At 68.2% G+C, this 18,317-nt stretch carries 19 protein-coding genes; 5 read left to right on the forward strand and 14 right to left on the reverse strand.

All coding sequences use genetic code 11. The features are described from left to right. Positions 1–54: 54 nt before the first annotated feature. From LA521A_RS08050 to LA521A_RS08060, 3 genes are all read right to left on the reverse strand, one after another. Positions 55–981 (reverse strand): copper resistance protein B, encoded by a 927-nt coding sequence (locus LA521A_RS08050; RefSeq protein ID WP_281781773.1) that lies wholly within the window; start codon positions 979–981, stop codon positions 55–57. Next, the gene (locus LA521A_RS08055; RefSeq protein WP_281781774.1) at positions 978–2,813 is read right to left on the reverse strand and encodes a copper resistance system multicopper oxidase; all 1,836 of its coding nucleotides are present in this window, start codon (positions 2,811–2,813) and stop codon (positions 978–980) included. Before LA521A_RS08055 ends, LA521A_RS08050 begins: the two co-directional genes overlap by 4 nt. A gap of 98 nt (positions 2,814–2,911) precedes the next feature. Then, positions 2,912–3,316: a CopL family metal-binding regulatory protein gene (locus tag LA521A_RS08060; RefSeq protein WP_281781775.1), complete on the reverse strand. Its 405-nt coding sequence runs from the start codon at positions 3,314–3,316 to the stop codon at positions 2,912–2,914. A 163-nt stretch (positions 3,317–3,479) separates the two neighbouring features. On the opposite strand from LA521A_RS08060, the gene LA521A_RS08065 reads away from it, so the two are divergent. Continuing rightward, the gene (locus LA521A_RS08065) at positions 3,480–4,121 is read left to right on the forward strand and encodes a response regulator (RefSeq protein WP_281781776.1); all 642 of its coding nucleotides are present in this window, start codon (positions 3,480–3,482) and stop codon (positions 4,119–4,121) included. Between the two features lie 83 nt (positions 4,122–4,204). On the opposite strand, the gene LA521A_RS08070 is transcribed toward LA521A_RS08065, so the two are convergent. The 8 genes from LA521A_RS08070 to LA521A_RS08105 all read right to left on the reverse strand — a co-directional run bounded on the left by LA521A_RS08070 (position 4,205) and on the right by LA521A_RS08105 (position 10,618). Next, complete coding sequence (locus tag LA521A_RS08070) at positions 4,205–4,825, reverse strand: DUF892 family protein (RefSeq protein WP_281781777.1); 621 nt, start codon at positions 4,823–4,825, stop codon at positions 4,205–4,207. A gap of 186 nt (positions 4,826–5,011) precedes the next feature. Beyond that, positions 5,012–6,526 (reverse strand): FAD-dependent oxidoreductase, encoded by a 1,515-nt coding sequence (locus tag LA521A_RS08075; RefSeq protein ID WP_281781778.1) that lies wholly within the window; start codon positions 6,524–6,526, stop codon positions 5,012–5,014. Between the two features lie 103 nt (positions 6,527–6,629). Beyond that, positions 6,630–7,052, reverse strand: coding sequence for a hypothetical protein (locus LA521A_RS08080; RefSeq protein ID WP_281781779.1), 423 nt, complete (start codon positions 7,050–7,052; stop codon positions 6,630–6,632). Between the two features lie 141 nt (positions 7,053–7,193). Then, positions 7,194–7,658 carry a DUF2269 family protein gene (locus tag LA521A_RS08085; protein ID WP_281781780.1) on the reverse strand — a complete coding sequence of 155 codons (465 nt, stop codon included), beginning with the start codon at positions 7,656–7,658 and terminating at the stop codon, positions 7,194–7,196. Further along, positions 7,639–8,922, reverse strand: a complete 1,284-nt coding sequence (locus LA521A_RS08090; protein ID WP_281781781.1) for an SDR family oxidoreductase — start codon at positions 8,920–8,922, stop codon at positions 7,639–7,641. The genes LA521A_RS08085 and LA521A_RS08090 overlap by 20 nt, the downstream gene beginning before the upstream one ends. Further along, a complete protein-coding gene (locus tag LA521A_RS08095) occupies positions 8,910–9,143 on the reverse strand; it encodes a hypothetical protein (RefSeq protein WP_281781782.1) in 234 nt (77 codons plus the stop codon). Before LA521A_RS08095 ends, LA521A_RS08090 begins: the two co-directional genes overlap by 13 nt. A gap of 260 nt (positions 9,144–9,403) precedes the next feature. Next, positions 9,404–9,997 (reverse strand): hypothetical protein, encoded by a 594-nt coding sequence (locus tag LA521A_RS08100; protein WP_281781783.1) that lies wholly within the window; start codon positions 9,995–9,997, stop codon positions 9,404–9,406. A 21-nt stretch (positions 9,998–10,018) separates the two neighbouring features. After that, positions 10,019–10,618 carry a COG4315 family predicted lipoprotein gene (locus LA521A_RS08105; protein WP_281781784.1) on the reverse strand — a complete coding sequence of 200 codons (600 nt, stop codon included), beginning with the start codon at positions 10,616–10,618 and terminating at the stop codon, positions 10,019–10,021. Positions 10,619–10,866: 248 nt separating this feature from the next. On the opposite strand from LA521A_RS08105, the gene LA521A_RS08110 reads away from it, so the two are divergent. From LA521A_RS08110 to LA521A_RS08120, 3 genes are all read left to right on the forward strand, one after another. Continuing rightward, positions 10,867–11,097 (forward strand): hypothetical protein, encoded by a 231-nt coding sequence (locus LA521A_RS08110; RefSeq protein ID WP_281781785.1) that lies wholly within the window; start codon positions 10,867–10,869, stop codon positions 11,095–11,097. A gap of 43 nt (positions 11,098–11,140) precedes the next feature. Further along, positions 11,141–11,860 carry a DUF4142 domain-containing protein gene (locus LA521A_RS08115; RefSeq protein ID WP_281781786.1) on the forward strand — a complete coding sequence of 240 codons (720 nt, stop codon included), beginning with the start codon at positions 11,141–11,143 and terminating at the stop codon, positions 11,858–11,860. Positions 11,861–12,013: 153 nt separating this feature from the next. Then, a complete protein-coding gene (locus LA521A_RS08120; protein ID WP_281781787.1) occupies positions 12,014–13,180 on the forward strand; it encodes a zinc-dependent alcohol dehydrogenase in 1,167 nt (388 codons plus the stop codon). Positions 13,181–13,231: 51 nt separating this feature from the next. Here the strand turns inward: LA521A_RS08120 and LA521A_RS08125 are convergent, their stop codons facing one another. Next, complete coding sequence (locus LA521A_RS08125) at positions 13,232–14,215, reverse strand: magnesium transporter CorA family protein (protein WP_281781788.1); 984 nt, start codon at positions 14,213–14,215, stop codon at positions 13,232–13,234. A gap of 120 nt (positions 14,216–14,335) precedes the next feature. Further along, on the reverse strand, positions 14,336–14,584 hold the full coding sequence (locus LA521A_RS08130; protein ID WP_281781789.1) for a hypothetical protein: 249 nt from the start codon (positions 14,582–14,584) through the stop codon (positions 14,336–14,338). Positions 14,585–14,926: 342 nt separating this feature from the next. On the opposite strand from LA521A_RS08130, the gene LA521A_RS08135 reads away from it, so the two are divergent. After that, on the forward strand, positions 14,927–17,356 hold the full coding sequence (locus LA521A_RS08135) for a catalase (RefSeq protein ID WP_281781790.1): 2,430 nt from the start codon (positions 14,927–14,929) through the stop codon (positions 17,354–17,356). 269 nt (positions 17,357–17,625) lie between these two features. On the opposite strand, the gene LA521A_RS08140 is transcribed toward LA521A_RS08135, so the two are convergent. Beyond that, positions 17,626–18,276: a DUF6766 family protein gene (locus LA521A_RS08140; RefSeq protein WP_281781791.1), complete on the reverse strand. Its 651-nt coding sequence runs from the start codon at positions 18,274–18,276 to the stop codon at positions 17,626–17,628. Positions 18,277–18,317 lie beyond the last annotated feature (41 nt).

The following is an 18,317-nucleotide window of genomic DNA, read 5'->3' on the forward strand; positions in this document are numbered from 1 at the left end:
CGCACCGGGTGCGGGGCAGGGCGGGACGGCGGTGCGTCATGGCGCGCATGGCGATCAGAACCAGAGCCGCACGCCGGCGACGAGGCGCGTGTCCTCGACGGCTTCGCCTTCGTCGCGGCGCAGGTCTGCCGTGCCGCCGTACGCGCGCTCCCACGCGACGCCCACGTAAGGCGCGAATCGCCGCGTGACCTCGTAGCGCAATCGCAGGCCGGTTTCGACCGTCGACAGGCCGGAGCCGACGCCTCGCCCGGGATCGTCCTTGCCGAACGCCTCCACTTCCACGCGCGGTTGCAGGATCAGCCGGTTCGTCAGCAGCACTTCGTACTCGGCCTCGACCGTTGCCGCCGTCGCGCCGCCTTCGCCGATGTACGCCGTCGCGCTCACCTCGAACTTGTACGGCGCAAGGCCCTGCACGCCGAACGCGGCCCAGTCGCGCGAACGGCCTGGCTTGAAGTCGTGCTTCACGCCGGCGACCACGTCCCACCACGGCGTGACGCTGCGGCCGTAGAGCAGTTCGAGGTCCGCCGATTCGGTGTGTCCGTGCTCGCGCTCGCCTTCGCTTCGAAGCCACAGCCGATGGATGTCCGAACCGAACCAGGCCTGCGCTTCCCACGCTTCGCCCCGGCCGTCGTCCAGATCGATCGCTTCCAGGCGATCGAACAGCACGAAGCTGTTGCGCTCCGGCGCGTGGTGCATGCCGTGTTCGAGCTGCGGGAACGCGGCCGCGCGATCGGCATCGGTGATCGCCGGGATGGGCTCGCGTGGCGTCGCCTGCGAGGGCGTCCCGTGTCCCATCGCGGCGTGGTCGACGGCGCCCTGGTGCGTGCCGTGATCCATCAACGCGTGATCGTGCGCGGAAGACGGCTGCGGCTGCGGCGGTGCGTGGTGATGCGCAGGGTCCTGCGCCCATGCGGGTGCCAGCGCAAGCGACAACGCAGCGGCGAGCAGCGTGCGCGATGCGTTCGTGCGAAGCGACCTCATGCGCGCTCCTCCACGCGCACTTCGCGCATCATCCCGGCTTCCATGTGGTAGAGCAGGTGGCAGTGGTACGCCCAGCGGCCGAGCGCATCGGCGCGCACGCGATAGCTGCGCTTCGTTCCCGGCGGCATGTCGACGGTGTGCTTGCGCAGGTGGAACTCGCCGGCCTCGTTCTCGACGTCGCTCCACATGCCGTGCAGGTGGATCGGGTGCGTCATCATCGTGTCGTTGACCAGCACGATGCGCATGCGCTCGCCGTAATTCAGCCGCAACGGTTCGGCGTCCATGAACTTGAGGCCGTCGAACGACCAGGCGAACTTCTCCATGTGCCCGGTGAGGTGCAGTTCGACGGTGCGCGAAGGCTCGCGGCCGTCGGGATCCTCGAACAGGCTGCGCATCGCGCCGTAGGTGAGCACGGTGCGCCCGTTGTCGCGCAGGCCGATGCCGGGGTCGTCGAGCCTGGGCGCCGGCGACATCGTCTGCATGTCGATCAGCGGATTGCCGTTCTCGCTCGCCGGATGCGACTGCATCCCGCCGCCATGGTCCATGCCGGCCATGTCGTGGCCCGGGCTTTTCGTGCCCATGTTCGCGCCGCAGCCGCCTTCCATCCCCTTCATGCCCATGTTCGCGCCGCAACCGCCTTCCATGCCTTTCGCGCCATGCTTCATGCCGGCGTGATCCATGCCGCCGTGGCCCATGTCGTCCATCGTCAGGATCGGCCGTGGGTCCTGGGCCGGCAGCGGCGCTTCGAGCCCGTGCCGCACCGCGAGCGTGCCGCGCGCGTAGCCGGTGCGGCCCATGTCCTGCGCGAAGATCGCGTACGCGTCCTGGCCGGACGGCTCGACGATCACGTCGAAGGTTTCCGCCACCGCGATGCGGAATTCGTCGACGGTGACCGGATGGATGTACTGGCCGTCGGCGGCGACCACCGTCATCTTCAGGCCCGGAATGCGCACGTCGAAATAGGTCATCGCCGAGCCGTTGACGAAGCGCAGCAGGACCTTCTCGCCGCTGCGGAACAGGCCGGTCCAGTTGCCCGACGGCGCGGTGCCGTTGAGCAGGTAGGTGTAGGTGTTGGCGTTGATGTCGGACAGGTCGGTGGGCGTCATGCGCATGCGCCCCCACTGGCCGCGATCGCGCAGCGTCGCCGACAGCCCGTCGCGCGAGACGTCGTCGAAGAAATCGCCGACCGTGCGCTTATGGAAGTTGTCGTAGCCGGCCATCTTCTTCATGCGCCGGAACAACGCGGCCGGTTCCAGGTCGGTCCAGTCGGACAGCAGGACCACGTGCTCCCGATCGAACGCGTACGGCGCCGGCTCGCGCGGATCGATCACGATCGCGCCGTACAGGCCGGCCTGTTCCTGGAACAGCGAATGGCTGTGATACCAGTACGTGCCGGACTGGCGGATGTCGAAGCGGTAGGTGAACGTCTCGCCGGGACCGATGCCGTCGAAGCTCAGGCCCGGCACGCCGTCCATGTTGGCCGGCAGCACGAGGCCGTGCCAATGCACGGAACTCTGTACGGGCAGGCGGTTCGCGACGCGCAGCGTGACGGTATCGCCCTCGCGCCAGCGCAGGATCGGCGCGGGCAGCGACCCGTTGACGGTGACCGCCGGACGCGTGCGCCCGGTGAAGTTGACCGGCGCGGCGTCGATCGAAAGGTCGAACTGCGTGCCGGTGAGGACGTTGGCGGAATGCGCCGGCGAGGCGAGGGCCGCCGAACCGGGCAGGTGCCACAGGCCCGCGCCCGTGGCGACGCCGCCGGCCGCCAGGCCGGTGACGAAACGACGGCGCGACGGCGATGCCGCGCGACGCCGGAAAACATCGGATGTCATGGACTGCTCCGTGCAGATCATCGTCGATGCGGCGCGCTGGCCGTCATGGCGGCCAGGTGCGCACGCGTGGAGATCGGCGCGCGGTTGCGCGCCCGGAGTCAGGCGATGGGAGGTCGGAGCAGGTTCGGCAGTGCCGGCGCGATGGGACTCACAACGCCGGGTTGGGCGATGTCGGCGTCCGGCGGCACGGGGGTAGCGACCGCGAGGACGGACATCGCGGCGGTCGCGTGCTGGAGGCAATCGCAGTTGCAATGCGAGGACTGGCAGCACGAAGGCGCGGCGGGGTTGGACGGATCCGCCGCGAGCCCGGCATGCGAATGCGCTGTTTTCGCAGCGTCCTGCGCGGGCGCTTCCTCATGGCACGGCGGGTTGTTCGCCGCCTCTTGGGCGGCCAGCGCCATCGCCACGTGCGCCACGTTCATCTGCGTCGCGGCCACCGCATAGCCCGTCCCGTTGAGGACGAGCATCAGGCAGAGCAGCAGGCGGAACGCGATGGCACGCATGGAAACAGTCTAGCCTGAATGGTGAGGGCGGAGATCACGTTGCCTGAACGGGCGGGTATATACTCCGGCCAGTGCGAGGCCGGCAGCGGCCAGGATCGGGACCGCTGCCTGGCGGCGCGTTCTCCGAGTGAAGCCGCGTTGCGAGTGAAGCTGAGGAGCCCGCTTGGTTTTCCATATCGTTCTCGCCGATGACCACCCGATCGTCTCCAGCGGCGTGCGTGCGCTGCTGGAGCAGAGCCCGGGTTTTCGCGTCGTCGCCGAGGCGACCTCGCCGGATGAGCTGCTCCGCGTGCTGGACAGCACGGCCTGCCAGCTGGTGGTCACCGACTTCAACATGCCCGGCGAACAGGCCGCCGACGGCCTAAGCCTGCTGCAGTTGCTCGGACGGCGCTGGCCGGACCTCAACATCGTGGTGCTCACCCAGCTGGCCAATCCCGGCGTGCTCAACAACATCGCGCGACTGGCGAACGTGCGCGGCGTGGTCAGCAAGTCGGACGCCATGAAGGAACTGCCGACCGCGGTGACCGCCGCCACGGCCGGCCGCAGTTACCTCAGCGCATCGGTGCGCAAGCAGATCGAATCGGCGCAGGGCGAGAGCCCCAACTCCACGACCACGCTGTCCAAGCGCGAGGCCGAGGTGATGCGCCTGTTCGCGCTCGGCCACACGGTGTCGGAGATCGCCCGTCAGCTCAACCGCAGCGTCAAGACGGTGAGCAGCCAGAAGGTCGAGGCGATGCGCAAGCTCGGGGTGAAAAGCGACCTCGAGTTCTACGCGTACGCGCGCGAGCACGGGCTGGGATCGTAAGCGCCGCAACGCGCGGCAAGGAACGAGCGGCGAGTGGAGTCCCGTCACCGGTTCTCGTTCCCCGACCACTTGTTCCCGGCTTCTCAATGGCGCTTGAGCATCTCCTCGCGCGACTGTTCCGCACGCGATGCGCCGATCGCGGTTTCGACCTGCTTGACCTCTTCCGGCGGCGGCAGCACGGCCGGCAGGCCGAGGGACTGGATCCACAATTCCCGCGCCCAGCCCTTGGTGTGATAGAGGTGGTGGTCTTCGTCCTTCTCCACCGACTGGTACGCCTGCTTCAGCACGTCGGCGAAGTCCGCCTTGGTCTTCAGCGCGATCTGGCCGATCAGCTCCCAGTTCGAGTGATCCTTGGTTTCGGCCAGCACCACGCATTCGGCGGCGACGAGTTCCGCCGCGGCCGGATCGGCGTTCTGCATCGCCATCTCGATCGCCGCGACCAGCGACTGCCCCAGATGCGCGACGACCGCGCGGCCCGGGCTCTGTTCCTCGGTATCCATCCCCAGCTGCTGGAACACCCGCGTGAGGATTTCCTCGTGCGTGGTGGTTTCTTCCAGGTATTCCTGGAATTCCTTTCGCAGGTCCGGGTTCTGCGCCGCCTTGATCGCCGCGGTGTAGACCTGGATGCCGCCGCGCTCGGTTTCCAGCGCCTGCAGCAGCAGTTCGCGGACCTGGGCCTGGTCGAAGTTGGACGTACGTGCCATGACGCGGATTCCTGTCGTGTTGAAAACGTCGTCCGTTATAGGAACCGCGGCAACCACATTGCGTGAAGAATCACGCGGTGCGCCGTAGATTCGTGCGTCGCGTCGCATTCGACATGCGCACGCACGAATTCAGTTTCGTCGTCAAAACATCACGATGCACCGCGGCGCAGGTGAAGCCGCGTGCGATTACTCCTTCCACTCCATCGGCGCGAGCGGCTCGCTGGTGGGCCCGTTGAGAATGGCGCCGGTAGCGCCTTCGAAGCGCGAGCCGTGGCACGGGCAGTCCCAGGATTTCTCCTCGCCGCTCCAGCGCACGACGCAGCCCATGTGCGGGCATCGCGCGTTGAACGCGTGCAGTTCGCCGTCGCCGCTGCGGTACACCGCCACGCGATGCACGCCGCGACGCAGCACCGCCCCGCCGCCGAGCGGAATGTCGTCGGCGTCGCCAATCGCCGACGGCTTCAGCCAGTCGCGGAACTGGAACGCCGCGTTCGCGTTCTCGCGTATCCATTCGCCGGCGGCGCGCACGGGCTTGCGCGCGGGGTCGTAGAGCTGCGTCCACGGGTTGTCGCGGCCCTGCACCAGGTCGCACACCAGCAGCGCGCCGAGCGTGCCGTGCGTCAGTCCGTTGCCGGAATCGCCGGTGATCAGGAACACGTTGTCGTTGTCCGGGTCGGCGCCGATGAAGGCCATGCCGTCGACGGGTTCGATGATCTGCCCGGACCACGCATGCGTGAACGGACCCGCGTCGGGGAAGCGTTCGCGCGTCCACTCCTGCAGGCGGACGTAGGCGGTCGGATCGTCGTCCTGACCGGTCTTGTGGTCCTCGCCACCGACGATGATCCAGTCCTTGCCGTCGCCATCGCGGAACAGGCGGACGTAGTGGTAGGCGTCGGCCGTGTCCCAGTACAGCGCGTCGGCGAGGTTCGACGGCGCTTCGCCCGCGACGACATAGCTGCGGTACGGCGCCTGCTTCATGTACGTGGCGTTGGTTTCGTGGATCGGAACGTTGGTGGCGGCGACCACGGTCTGCGCGGAGATCGTCGAGCCGTCCCGGAACACGATGCGGCAGGTCGATCCGCCTTCGATGTTCGTCACTTCCGCACGCACGAAGCGCCCGCCGGCATCGCGGACTTCCTGCGCGAGATGGCGCATGTACGCGCCGATGTCGATGCGCGCCTGCTGCTCGAAGCGAAGCAGCGGGCCGAGCACCGCCGGCGCTTCGTCGCCCGCGCCGATCAGCCTTGCGCGGACGCCCGCCGCGTTGGCGGCTTCGGCCTCCTTCTCCAGTTGCGAGACGTCGCCGTCATGCCCGAACAGATAGCCCGGGATGCGCTGGAAGCCGCAGCCGTCGACGCTGTCGCGGCACAGCGATTCGATGAAGTCGATCGCGGCGGCGTGGCTTGCGGCGGCGAGTTTCGCGCCGTCCTCGCCGTGCTGGCGGGCGAGGGTGTAGTAGCGGTCGTCAAGCGCATTCGACAGATGCGCCGAGGTGCGCAGCGTTTCGCCCGCGCCGACGCCTTCGCGTTCGATCACCGTCACCTGCCGGCCTTCGCGCAGCAGCGCCAGTGCGGTCGTGAGTCCCGCGATGCCCGCACCGACGACGGCGACATCGAGCGCCTTGGCGGACGGCAGGTCCGACCAGCCGCCCGGCGGCGTGTTGATGGACATCCAGACCGGAATGGTGCGTGCGGTGCTCATTCGCGAAGATTCCTGCGTGTCGTCGGATGAGCCCGCATGCTCGGCGATGCACGGTGAAGCAGCGGCGAACGCGCGCCGCATTCAAGGCGATGTGAAAGGACGGTCATGCCGGATCCGCGACGGCCGGCCACACGCCGTGCGATGCGGCCTCGACCTCGTCGATCTTCCGCATCGCGCGACGCAGCATCGCGGCCCGCGCCCGCAAACCGCCGTGGCGTCGCGACAGATTGTGCGCGTCCAGGCAGGCGAGCCAGCGCGCTGGCGACGTGCTCGATGCGATCAGCGCCTTGCCGCTCCAGTGCTCGCGCACGTCGAGGCGGTCGAGCACGATGGTGATGCGATAGCCGCGATGGACGGCGGCCGGCGAGCACACGATCGCCAGCGCGTCCGTGTCGCTGCGCCGATGCGCGCCGGCCATCGCGCGCGCCGCGCTGCTGCGCGCGAGCCGCGACGCGATGCGCCCGCGCTGGGCGCGATTGCGACGGAGCGCGGCGTTGGTCGAATGGATGCGGTTCGGTCGGATCATCGGATTCGGGACACGCCCTGCGCGGGTCCCTGGACTGAGCGACGCAAGGCCCGTGCCAGCGCCAAGCGGGCTCTTCGCGGCGCGGCGCATCGCATTGCGCGCGCGAAGTTCAGCCCGCAGGAAGTTCTTTCCGCCCGCGACTCAGGCCGGGCGCGCGACCATCAGGTAGAAGATCGCCAGGAAGCTGATCAGCGCGGGCACGCCCAGCGCCGCCCACGCGCCGAGATAGCCGTCGTAGCGCAGCGGCAGCGGTTCGTTCTTCGCGGCGGCTTCGACTGCCATGTCGCGCAGGCGCATCTGCAGCCATACCACCGGCAACCAGCACAGCGCGGCGATCACGAACAGCACGATGGACCAGTACAGCCAGAACGACGTCAGCGGATAGCCGAGCTTGTGGGCAAGGTACAGCCCGCTCAGCGGCTGGAAGACGATGGTCGTGGCGGTGAAGATCCAGTCGGCGACGACCACGTAGCGCGAGATCGCCGCGACGACATGCACATCGCGCGCGCGGCTGGCGACCAGCAGGTAGAACGCCGTGCCCACGCCGGTTCCGAACAGGAACGTCGAGGAGAGCACGTGCAGGTACTTAACGACGATGACGTCCATGCGGTGCGTCCAGTTCGCGGGCCGTCGCGATCGCCGCCAGCAGCGGCAGGTTCTTCAGGATCGGCCCGTAGGGATGCGCCCAGTATTCGGGCAGGAAGATCGTGATGATCACGGTGTAGCCGGCGATCAGCAGCAGCTGCAACGAATACGACAGTCGCCGCCAGCGCGGCGCGAAGAGCATCACGCCGAGCAGGGCATCGGCCGCCGCCGCGCCGTACAGCGCGATGTCGGCGACAACACCGTGCAGGCCGGTACGCGCGAGCAGCGCGAGGCTGTCGCGCACCGGATACACGAGGGCCGACACGTACGCGGTGACCAGCCACATCAGCGCGATCGACCATCGCAGCAGCGGCCGCAGCCATTGCAGCATCGCCGCCAGCCGCAGCCCGGCGCGATTTCCGTCGTCGACGAAGGTCTCGACCTCGCGCGGCTCTCGTCCGAGCAGGTTCGTCAGCGGCGCCGGCGCGGCGGTCGAGCCCGCATCGAGCATGCGCATCGTCTCGCCCGACAGCCACGGACTGAAACGGCCGAACAGCGCCGACATCCCGCGAAGCATCCCGGACGGGATCGACACGAAACCGCCGCCGGCCCCGATCCCGTGCTTCAGCGCGGCAAGATAGCGACGAAGCGTGAGCGCATGCGGCCCGACGAGGATCAGCTCGCCCGGCACCTCGCGCGCGACGACCAGGCGCGCGATCGCATCGGCGACGTCGTCGATGTGCACCGGCTGGATGTGCTGGCCGCCGCCGCCGGGAAGCGGCGTCAGCGGCAGCGCGGCAAGCGCGGCGAACCACTGCGTGCTCGGCCCCTCGGCGGAGAACACCAGCGACGGACGCACGATGGTGCTTTCGATCGGCATCGCGGTGAGTTCGGCATCGGCGCGTCCTTTCGTGGACAGGTAGGCCTCGTCGCGATACGGGCTCGCGCCCAGCGCGGAGATCTGGATCACCCGGCGCACGCGCGCCTCGATCGCCGCACGGAACAGCGCGACCGGGCCCTTCACGTGCACTGCATCGAAGCTCTGGCCTGCTTGCTCGGTGAAGATCCCGACGGCGTTGATCACCACGTCGACACCGCGCAGGTAATCCGGCCAGGGCGGCGTGTCGCCACCGAAGCCGCCCGGCACGACGTGCGCGTGCGGCCAGCGCGCCTTCGCCGCGTCCACCTCCCGAACGACGAGCACGAGTTCATGCCCCGCGTCCGACAATCGCCGCACCACCGCGCTTCCGATCAGCCCCGTCGCACCGGTCATCAGCACGCGCACGACGTGCTCCCGGCAGGCGAGGGCGATGCCAGCGCGTTGACGCGGCGCGTCGCGCGCTGGTCGATCCGCACGCTGGTGTCGGGATCGTTCGCGAGCATCGCGTCAACCCTCGCTGTTGCGCTGCATTCGCGCGCACGAACCGGGCGCGCGGCGAGCGGCGTCAACGCGACCAGCCACTGGGCGTGGGGCGAGGCGGCGATGCATCGCCACGGCACCGACATGCGGCACACCGCGCTCGGCTACGCGATCCACCACGCCAGTTCGCTGTGGTGGGCCGGCATGTTCGAAGCCTGCGCGCACCGCAAGCGGCCCGAGGCCGTTGCCGGGCTCGCCGCTGCTACCGCCGTCACCGCGTACGTTGTCGACTATCACGTCGTGCCGCGACGCCTGACGCCTGGATTCGACCGCCATCTGTCCGCCGGCGGCATGGTGTCGGCCTACGCGGCCTTCGCGGTGGGTTTGGCCGGCGCGCATCTGTTGTTCAGGCATCTGCGCCAACGTTCCGCCTCCGGTTCGCCACGCGCAGCGCGTCGCGGAATTCCATCAGCGCCGGCGCAACGCACAGCACCAGCGCAGGCAACAGCACGGCCGCCCAGATCCCGATCGACAGTTGTGTTTCGCGAAGAGTGAGCCCCCACTGCGTCTGCGGCGCGCGCCAGGCGAGCCACGCCGTCGCGGCGAGGGCGATCCACGGGGCGACGTCCAGCACGCTGTGGATGTGCTGTTCGATCGGGGAGATGGTGCGGCCTGCCAGGAACGCGGCGCGCGTGTCGCGATAGCCCGCCCACGCGTGCACGACGACGATGAAGCCCACCAGCAATGCGAGCCCGGCCGTCGGCGCGAGCACGAGCCACAACACCGCGCCGCCACCGCACAACGCGAGCTGCACAAGATGCAATCGCGATTCGGCGATGCCCGAGGTCGCGGGCAGGTTGGTCGCGCGATGGCAGGCGAAATCCAGGCAGCCGGCGATCGTCCACAACCAGTAGAGCGCGAGCGCGCCCCACATCAACGAGGAACGCGCCGGGACATCGTGGCCCGTGGCGATCAATGCGGTCGCGAAGGCAGCCTCCATGGTCGCCCGTCGTCGCGCGCCTTACGACGTCGCCGGCTTCGCGGCGTCGGCCTTCGCCGGATCGGGCAACGCCTTGCCGCCCGCGTCCAGCAGGGTCCAGTGGCCCCACTTGTCGCGCACGCCATGGCCGCCGGTACGCCCCGCGCCGGTGTCGGCGTTGTAGCGATACAGCGGCTTGCGATCGTAGGTCACTTGCGTGGTGCCGTCCGCGCGGCCGACCGTGCCGAGCAGTTCCGCGCGCAGCCCTTCGCCGACGCCGCTGCGCGCATCGGTCGTGAGCAGCGGCGGCCAGACTTCGATGCACGCGTCGTCGCAACGGTTGCCGTTGACGTCGCCTTCCAGCGCATACACGGCGGAGTTCGCCGAATTCACCAGGTACGCGCCGCCGTCGGCGTTCTGCGCGAGCGCGAGCACAGGGCCGCTCGCCGGATTCGAGGCGGACGGCGTCGCGCCGCCCGGCGTCGGCTGCTCGGGCGCGGGTGTCGTCGGCTCGCGTTCGGTGGCGTTGCCCTGCGCATCGGTGGCGCCGTTGATGCGGCCGTTCGGGCCATCGCCGCACGCCGTCATCGCGAGCGTTGCGGCGATCAGCGCGAGCGTGGCGAAGCGTTGCGAAGCATGCATGCGTTGGAATCCGATTCGTCGATCCATCGTGCATACCGCCGCGGCGGTGAATGGATCGTGCACGAACTGAACGACTCGTTGGGGCCGCGCACCCGACGCGAATTGCTGCGCGCACGCGGAATCTTTTTCGCGTGAATGCGCCGTCGAGCCCGTTAGGGCGCCTCACCGCCGTGGCACGACACTTGCGGGGACATGGTCATGGCAGCGCACGCAACGCGTTGCATCGCGAATGTTCGCGGGAGGATGACATGACGACTCGGATGATCAGCTACAGCCAACTGGTGTCCGTCATCGGCGAAGGCGCACGCGAGATCTACGGCGCCGACTGGGACACCGCCGAACGCGCCGCCGCGGCGCTGTGGAAATCCTACGAACAGGCCACCGGCCTGTCGTGGGAAGAGGTCGAGCCGGACGTGCGCGCCGCGTGGGAACGCGCGAGTCTGTTCCCGCGCACCGACGGCCTGCTGCGACTGCATTGATCGCGCTTTGCTCCAACGACAACCACCCACGAAGGATCCCGACATGAACCGTGCATTGAAGCTTTCCCTCGCCACCTCCCTTGCGATGCTGGCCCTGACGGGCTGCAACAATCGCAACGACGACCAGGCCACGGCCGACAACGCACCGGGTACGCCGGCGACGTCCGCCACCCCGGCCGTCGACCAGACCGCCGACACCAGCGCCGAGCCGGGCAACAACGCCAGCACCACCGGCGATGCCAGCGCACAGGCGGGCTCGACCGCCGCGACCACCGACCAGAGCAGCGCCGCGTCGCCGAACGCCTCGGCCACCGGCGCGATGACGCAAGGCCAGGCCGTCGCGCTCGTCGGCGCCGTCGACAAGCATGAGATCGCCGCCGCCGAACAGGCCAAGGGCAAGAAGGTGACCGGCGATGTCGCCGATTACGCCAACATGCTGCATCGCGAACACTCCAAGAACCTCGAAGCCGGCCAGAAGCTCGGCGCCAGCGAAAGCAACCCCGAAGTGACCGCGCTGGAAGAGAAGGGCCGCAGCGAGTTGTCCACGCTCGACCAGAAGTCCGGCAAGGACTACGAGAAGGCCTACGTCGATGCGATGGTGAAGGGCCACCAGGAAGCGCTGTCGCTCATCGACAACCGCCTGCTGCCGGCCGCGCAGGACGCCAACGTCCGCACGTTCCTCACCAACTCGCGCGAACACGTGGCGATGCACCTGGAACGCGGCCAGGCGCTGCAGAAGAAGATGGGCGGCACCGCGCAGTAACGCTGCGCGCCGTCTCGATGTGCGACATGAAGTTGTTTCTGGCGCGACGAAGCCGTTTCATCGGCGCCTTGCCGTCGAGGCCGCCTGTGCGGTCGCGCGAGTGGCACGCGTCTTGCGCGGTGTAATTCCAACCCGACGACAAGGAGCTTGCTCATGAAAGCGCTGACCTGGAACGGCTCGTACGACGTGCGCATCGAGAACTTGCCCGATCCGACGATCATCGAGGACACCGACGTGCTGCTGCGCGTCACCGCCACGGCGATCTGCGGATCGGACCTGCATCTGTATCGCGGCAAAGTCCCGGGCATGAAGGACGGCGACATCCTCGGCCATGAATTCATGGGCATCGTCGAGGATGTCGGCCCGGGCGTCACGCGGGTGAAGCGCGGCGATCGCGTCGTCGTGCCGTTCACGATCTCGTGCGGCGACTGCTTCTTCTGCAGCCGCGCGCTCTTCGCCGCGTGCGAGAACACCAACCCCGACCGCGGCGCCATCCTCAACAAGAAGGACGCGCGCTCCGGTGCGGGCATGTTCGGCTACACGCATCTTTACGGCGGTTATGCCGGCGGGCAGGCCGAGTTCGTGCGCGTGCCGCAGGGTAACGTCGGGCCGCTGGTGATTCCCGACAGCACGCTCAGCGACGAGCAGGTGCTGTTCCTGTCCGACATCCTGCCGACGGGTTACCAGGCCGTGATCAACGCAGCGGTTGGACCGGGCTCGTCGCTGGCGATCTTCGGCGCGGGCCCGGTCGGCATGATGGCCGCCGCGAGCGCGCGCCTGCTCGGCGTCGAACGCATCTTCATGATCGACCATCATCCGTATCGGCTGGAATTCGCGCGCGACACCTACGGCGTGGAGACGATCAACTTCGACGAGGAGGAGGATCCCGCCGAGCGCATCGTGTCGCTGATGGACAACCGCGGCGTCGATGCGTCGATCGAGGCGGTGGGCTTCGAGGCCAAGGGCAGCAAGCTCGAAACCGCGATGACCACGCTGAAACTGGAAGGTTCCAGCGGCAAGGCGCTGCGCCAGTGCATCGCGGCCACACGCCGCGGCGGCGTCGTGAGCGTGCCCGGCGTGTACGCCGGTTTCATCCACGGGTTCCTGTTCGGCGATGCGTTCGACAAGGGCCTGGCGTTCCGCATGGGCCAGACGCACGTGCAGCAGTTCATGCCGAAGCTGCTGGAGCACATCTCAAACGGCGAGCTGCACCCGGACGTTATCATCAGCCATCGCATGCGGCTGGAGGACGCGCCGAAGGGTTACGAGCTCTTCGAGAAGAAGCAGGACAACTGCCGCAAGGTGGTGCTCACGCCCTGACGGTTTGGCGGGCAGGGGCCGGGCGACGGGACGTTCGCCCGGCGCCGCCCGTCACAGCCACTTGCGTCGCCACGCCCACCACAGTCCCACCAGCGCCATGCCGAGCATCGCGCCGACGGCGATGAGGAATCCCGCCAGGCCGGTATCGAAGAACGGCGCCTGGAAGTTCATGCCGAGCACGCCGGCGACGACCGCGAGGCCGCCCATCACCGCCGTCAGGATCGTCAGCACGCGCATGATCGCATTCGTGCGCAACGCGGTCTGGTTGCTGAAAAGTTCGAACGACCCGATCACGACCTCCCGCGCGTTCTCGACCGCTTCCATGGCGCGCTGGAAGTGCGTGTCGACGGTCTGGAAATGGCGGTTCACTTCGCCCTCCGCACCGGGGCGGAAGTCCGGCCGTGCGATCGCGGAGAACACGCCGCGATGCGCCGACAGCATCCGGCGCAATCGCGACGCCGCCTTCCGCAGGCCGCGCAGGCTGTGCAGGCATTCGCCGTGGCGATCATCGAGGATGTCGGTCTCCAGCCGCTCGTCCGCGCTCTCGAAATCCGCCACCGCCTCGAAGTAGGTGTTGAGGTGCCAGTCGAGCAGCGACGCGGTGAAACTGTCGGCGCTGAGCATGCCGAGGCCGGAGTCGTCGGACTCGCGCTCGCGCAGCTGCGTGATGAAGTCCATCGGCTCCTGGTGCGCGGTGATCACGAAGTTGTGGCCGGTCAGGATCGCCAGCACCGAACCGTTGAACGCCAGGTCGCCATCGTTGCGCACCGCGACCACGCGGACGAAGAACGTCCCGTTGTTCACGCGCAGCTCCGGCATCGCGCTGCGGTCGCAGAATGCGCCCACGATGTCCTCGTGCAGGCCGAGCGTGCGCAGCACCTGCGCCGTCGACGGATCGCCGCCGCCTTCCAGGTCGATCCACAGGAGCTGGTGCTCCTGCAGGTTGTCCAGGTTCGCGGCATCCAGATCGATCGCCTCGACCTTTCCGTTGCTGTCGAAAAGACGTATGTCGCGCGTGCCGGCGTCGTCGGGCATCCAGGGGGGCGGGGTAGTGATGGCGCCATGAATCTGCGGCGCCTTCTGTCGCCCCGGCGTGAGCGCACCGGCCGCGCGCGGGTTTCCTGCCAGCCTGTGTTCAGCGTCCCGACGCGCGGATCAGCGGTGCGCGACGTCGTCGACCTCTTGGGTGCGGCGGTCGATCACGCCTCGCGGGCGATGGTGCATGCCGGCCCGGCTCTGGTCCTGCGCCAGCGCGCAGACGACCTGTCCGGACGTCATGTTCGATCGCACCCACCAGGTGCTGCTGATTCCGTTGGGCGCGATCAGGCGCAGCCGGCAGCGTCCATCGACCGTCGCCGGTTCGGCATAGATGCGCCAGCCCTTCGGCAGGTCCCCTTCGTGCATGCGATGTCCCCTGTGGATGCGTGATGCTCGACAGGCGTGACGCAAGGTGCGTGCCAGCCGGTCGGGAACGCACCGACGCGGCTTGCAGGCGCCGCGCGACGCGCGGCAATTCCGCAGTGGGAAGAAAGTGCGTACGGCGATGAAGAACTGGGGCGTCCGAATCGCCCAGCCCGCTTGCTGCCGGCACTCGCCATCACCACGCCATCTTCGCCAACGTGAACGTCCGCGGCGTTTGCGTTACGCAACGTCGACCTGCGTGACGCCAAGCTTGCTGGAGGTCAGGGCGCGTCGTGCGTTTTCCTGCCCGCGCATCCGCTCGACACATTCTCAGGAGATCGCCCGATGGCCAGCCGCAAGAAGCCAGCATCCAAGACGCCCGCACGCAAGTCCTCCGCCGCGAAGAAGAGCACCGCCGCCAAATCCGCGCGCCGCGCACCGACCGACAGCGGTCCTGCGCAGATGTCGGGCGAAGGCGCCGACGATCCGGCCGTGCAGCAGGGCCTGGACGCACAGGCGCTCGCCGCGACGTTCGACCACAACCCGACGAAGGCCGCCGAGTACGGCCGCGACAACGCCCTCGCGCCGCCGGAAGGCGCGCACGTCACGCCGACGCCGCTTGCGGGCGCGAGCACGCTGACCGAATCGCAGACCTCCGACAAAGTGGGCACGCAGGCGCAGCCCGGTACGAATCCCACGGTGCTGCCGCTGGACCGCGTGCGCGTGGATTCCGGCGGACAGCGCCTCACGACCAACCAGGGCGTGCCCGTTTCGCAGAATCAGGATTCGCTCAAGGCCGGTTTGCGCGGGCCGGCGCTGCTGAAGGATTTCATCCTGCGCGAGAAGCTCACGCACTTCGACCACGAGCGCATTCCGGAGCGCATCGTGCATGCGCGCGGCTCCGGCGCGCACGGATTCTTCGAGTGCTACCGCTCGCTGCGCGGCATCACGCGTGCGGCGCCGTTCCAGGAAGACGGCAAGATCACGCCAGTGTTCGTGCGTTTTTCGACCGTGCAGGGCGAGCGCGGTTCGAAGGACACCGCGCGCGATGTGCGCGGCTTCGCGGTGAAGTTCTATACCGATGAAGGCAACTGGGACCTGGTGGGCAACAACATCCCGGTGTTCTTCATCCAGGACGCGATGAAGTTCCCCGACCTGGTCCATGCGGTCAAGCCCGAGCCGCACCACCAGATGCCGCAGGCCGCGACCGCGCACGACACCTTCTGGGATTTCGTGTCGCTGATGCCCGAATCCACGCACATGCTGCTGTGGGCAATGAGCGACCGCGCGATCCCGCGCAGTTACCGCATGATGCAGGGCTTCGGCGTGCATACCTTCCGCTTCGTCAACGAGGAAGGCGAGTCGCGGCTGGTGAAGTTCCACTGGACGCCGCGCCTAGGCACGCATTCGCTGCAGTGGGACGAGGCGGTGAAGATCTCCGGCGCCGATCCGGATTTCCATCGTCGCGACCTGTGGGAAGCGATCGAGGCGGGTGAGTTCCCCGAGTACGAACTCGGCGTGCAGATCTTCACCGAGGAGCAGGCGAACAAGTTCAGCTTCGACGTGCTCGATTCGACCAAGATCGTGCCGGAGGAACTGGTGCCGGTGGAGCCGATCGGCCGCATGGTGCTCAACCGCAATCCGGACAACTTCTTCGCCGAGACCGAACAGGTCGCGTTCTGCACGGCGCACGTGGTGCCGGGCATCGACTTCACCAACGATCCGCTGCTCGCCGGGCGCATCCATTCGTACGTCGACACGCAGCTGACGCGTCTTGGCGGGCCGAACTTCCACGAGATCCCGATCAACGCGCCGATCGCGCCGGTGCACAACAACCAGCGCGACGGTTTCCATCGCCAGGCGATCAACCGAGGCCGCGTCGCGTACGAACCCAACAGCCTGGCCGGCGGTTGTCCGTTCCAGGCGGGTTCGGCGGGCTTCGTGTCGTTCCCCGAACCGGTGCGCGCCGAGGAACTGCGCGGACGGCCGGAGAAGTTCGCCGAACACTACAACCAGGCCACGCTGTTCTACGACAGCCAGAGCGAGGCCGAAAAGGCGCACATCATCGGCGCGTTCCGGTTCGAGCTGAGCAAGGTCACGGTGCCTGCGATCCGCGAACGCATGGTGGCGAACCTGATGAACGTGTCGCAGGAACTGGCGACGTCGGTTGCCGCGGGGCTCGGCATGGGCCCGGTCCAGCCGACGCCGCGCGCGATCGCACGCGTGCCGCGTCCGGAGGTGCGTCAGTCGGCGGCGTTGTCGCTGCTCGCGCATCCGGGCGACGGCAGCATCCGGTCGCGCAAGATTGCGCTGATCGTGTGCGATGGCGTGATCGGCGAATCGCTGGCGGCCGCGCAGCAGGCGCTGTTCGAAGCCGGCGCGGTGCCGCGCCTGGTCGGCCCGCGCATCGGTCCGTTCATCACCGCCGAAGGCGAGACGATGCAGGCCGACGCCTCGATGGAGAACGAACCGGCGGTGCTGTTCGACGCGCTCGTGCTGCCCGATGGCGAGCGCGCGGTGAAGGCGCTGGCCGTCGACGGCCGCGCGGCGGAGTTCGTGAAGGAGCAGTACCGCCACTGCAAGCCGATCCTCGCGCTGGGCGCATCGAGCACGCTCCTGGAAGGCGCGGGCGCGTCGAAGATGCTCGACGACGGCACCGAAGACCCGGGCATCATCGCCGGGAAGGACGATGACGACGAGGCGATCGCGGCATTCATCGACGCGATGTCGCAGCACCGCCACTGGGTGCGCGAAAAGGATCCGCCGCTGGTGTGATGCGGCATCGCGCCCTCCCTTGCGGATGCAGGGGAGGGTCGTGCCTCAGTAGCTGTTGTAGCCCGGGTAAGCGAAGTGCACCCGGGTAGTCCCGCTGCCTGCGCGTCACCCCGGGTGCGGCTTCGCCTTACCCGGGCTATCAAAACGGTGGACATTCCGAGCGGTCGTGGCCAGGCAGTTGTAGCCCGGGTAAGCGAAGCGCACCCGGGGACACTCACGCTTGCCGGCACTTCACACCGACGCGTCTCCCGACGGGAGAGGGCACAAGCTCACGTCCCCGTCTGCGAATGCGGCGCTTCCACCGGCTTGCTCTGCGGTGAGCCGTCCTGGCGCAGCCAGATGCTCAGCACGACCAGCGCGAGCACGGCGAGGAATTCCGACTGCCAGTTCTGGAACGACTCGAACCAGAACTCCGGCTCGGTCAGGTAATCGAGCATCGTGATGGGCGCCTCGCCGCGCAACGCACGGTCGACCAGTTCGCGCCGCCAGCTGCCCGACCAGTGCAGCACGAACGACATCGCGAACAGCAGGCCGAACGCGATCGCCAGCGAGTGCCCGTACAGCGTGCGCCAGATCCCGCCGGCGCGCACCGGCCACGGCGTCGGGCCGGGTTCGAGCGTCGGCTCGTCCTCGTCCGGCTCGGACATCGGGCGCGACTCCGCCGAACCCTTCTGCCGCAGCGAGACCGTCAGCAGCACGTACATGCCCATCTGCAGGAACTCGCTTTCCCAGTTCTCGAAGATGGACGACATCAGGTGGCCGCTGTGCAGGTACGCGGCCATCGACAGCGGCGCGCCGCCTTCGCGCACGAGTTCCTCGTTGTAGACCTTGTGCCCGGTGAGCACCTGGCCCACGAGCGGCACGATCAGGCACGCGAGCAGCACCAGCGACAGCCCGTTGTTACGCAGGAATTGGCGCATCGCATCGAACCTCCAGTCCAGTCCGCTGCAGCGTAGTCACG

The organism is Lysobacter auxotrophicus (genome assembly GCF_027924565.1).
Classification (GTDB): Bacteria; Pseudomonadota; Gammaproteobacteria; order Xanthomonadales; family Xanthomonadaceae; genus Lysobacter_J; species Lysobacter_J auxotrophicus.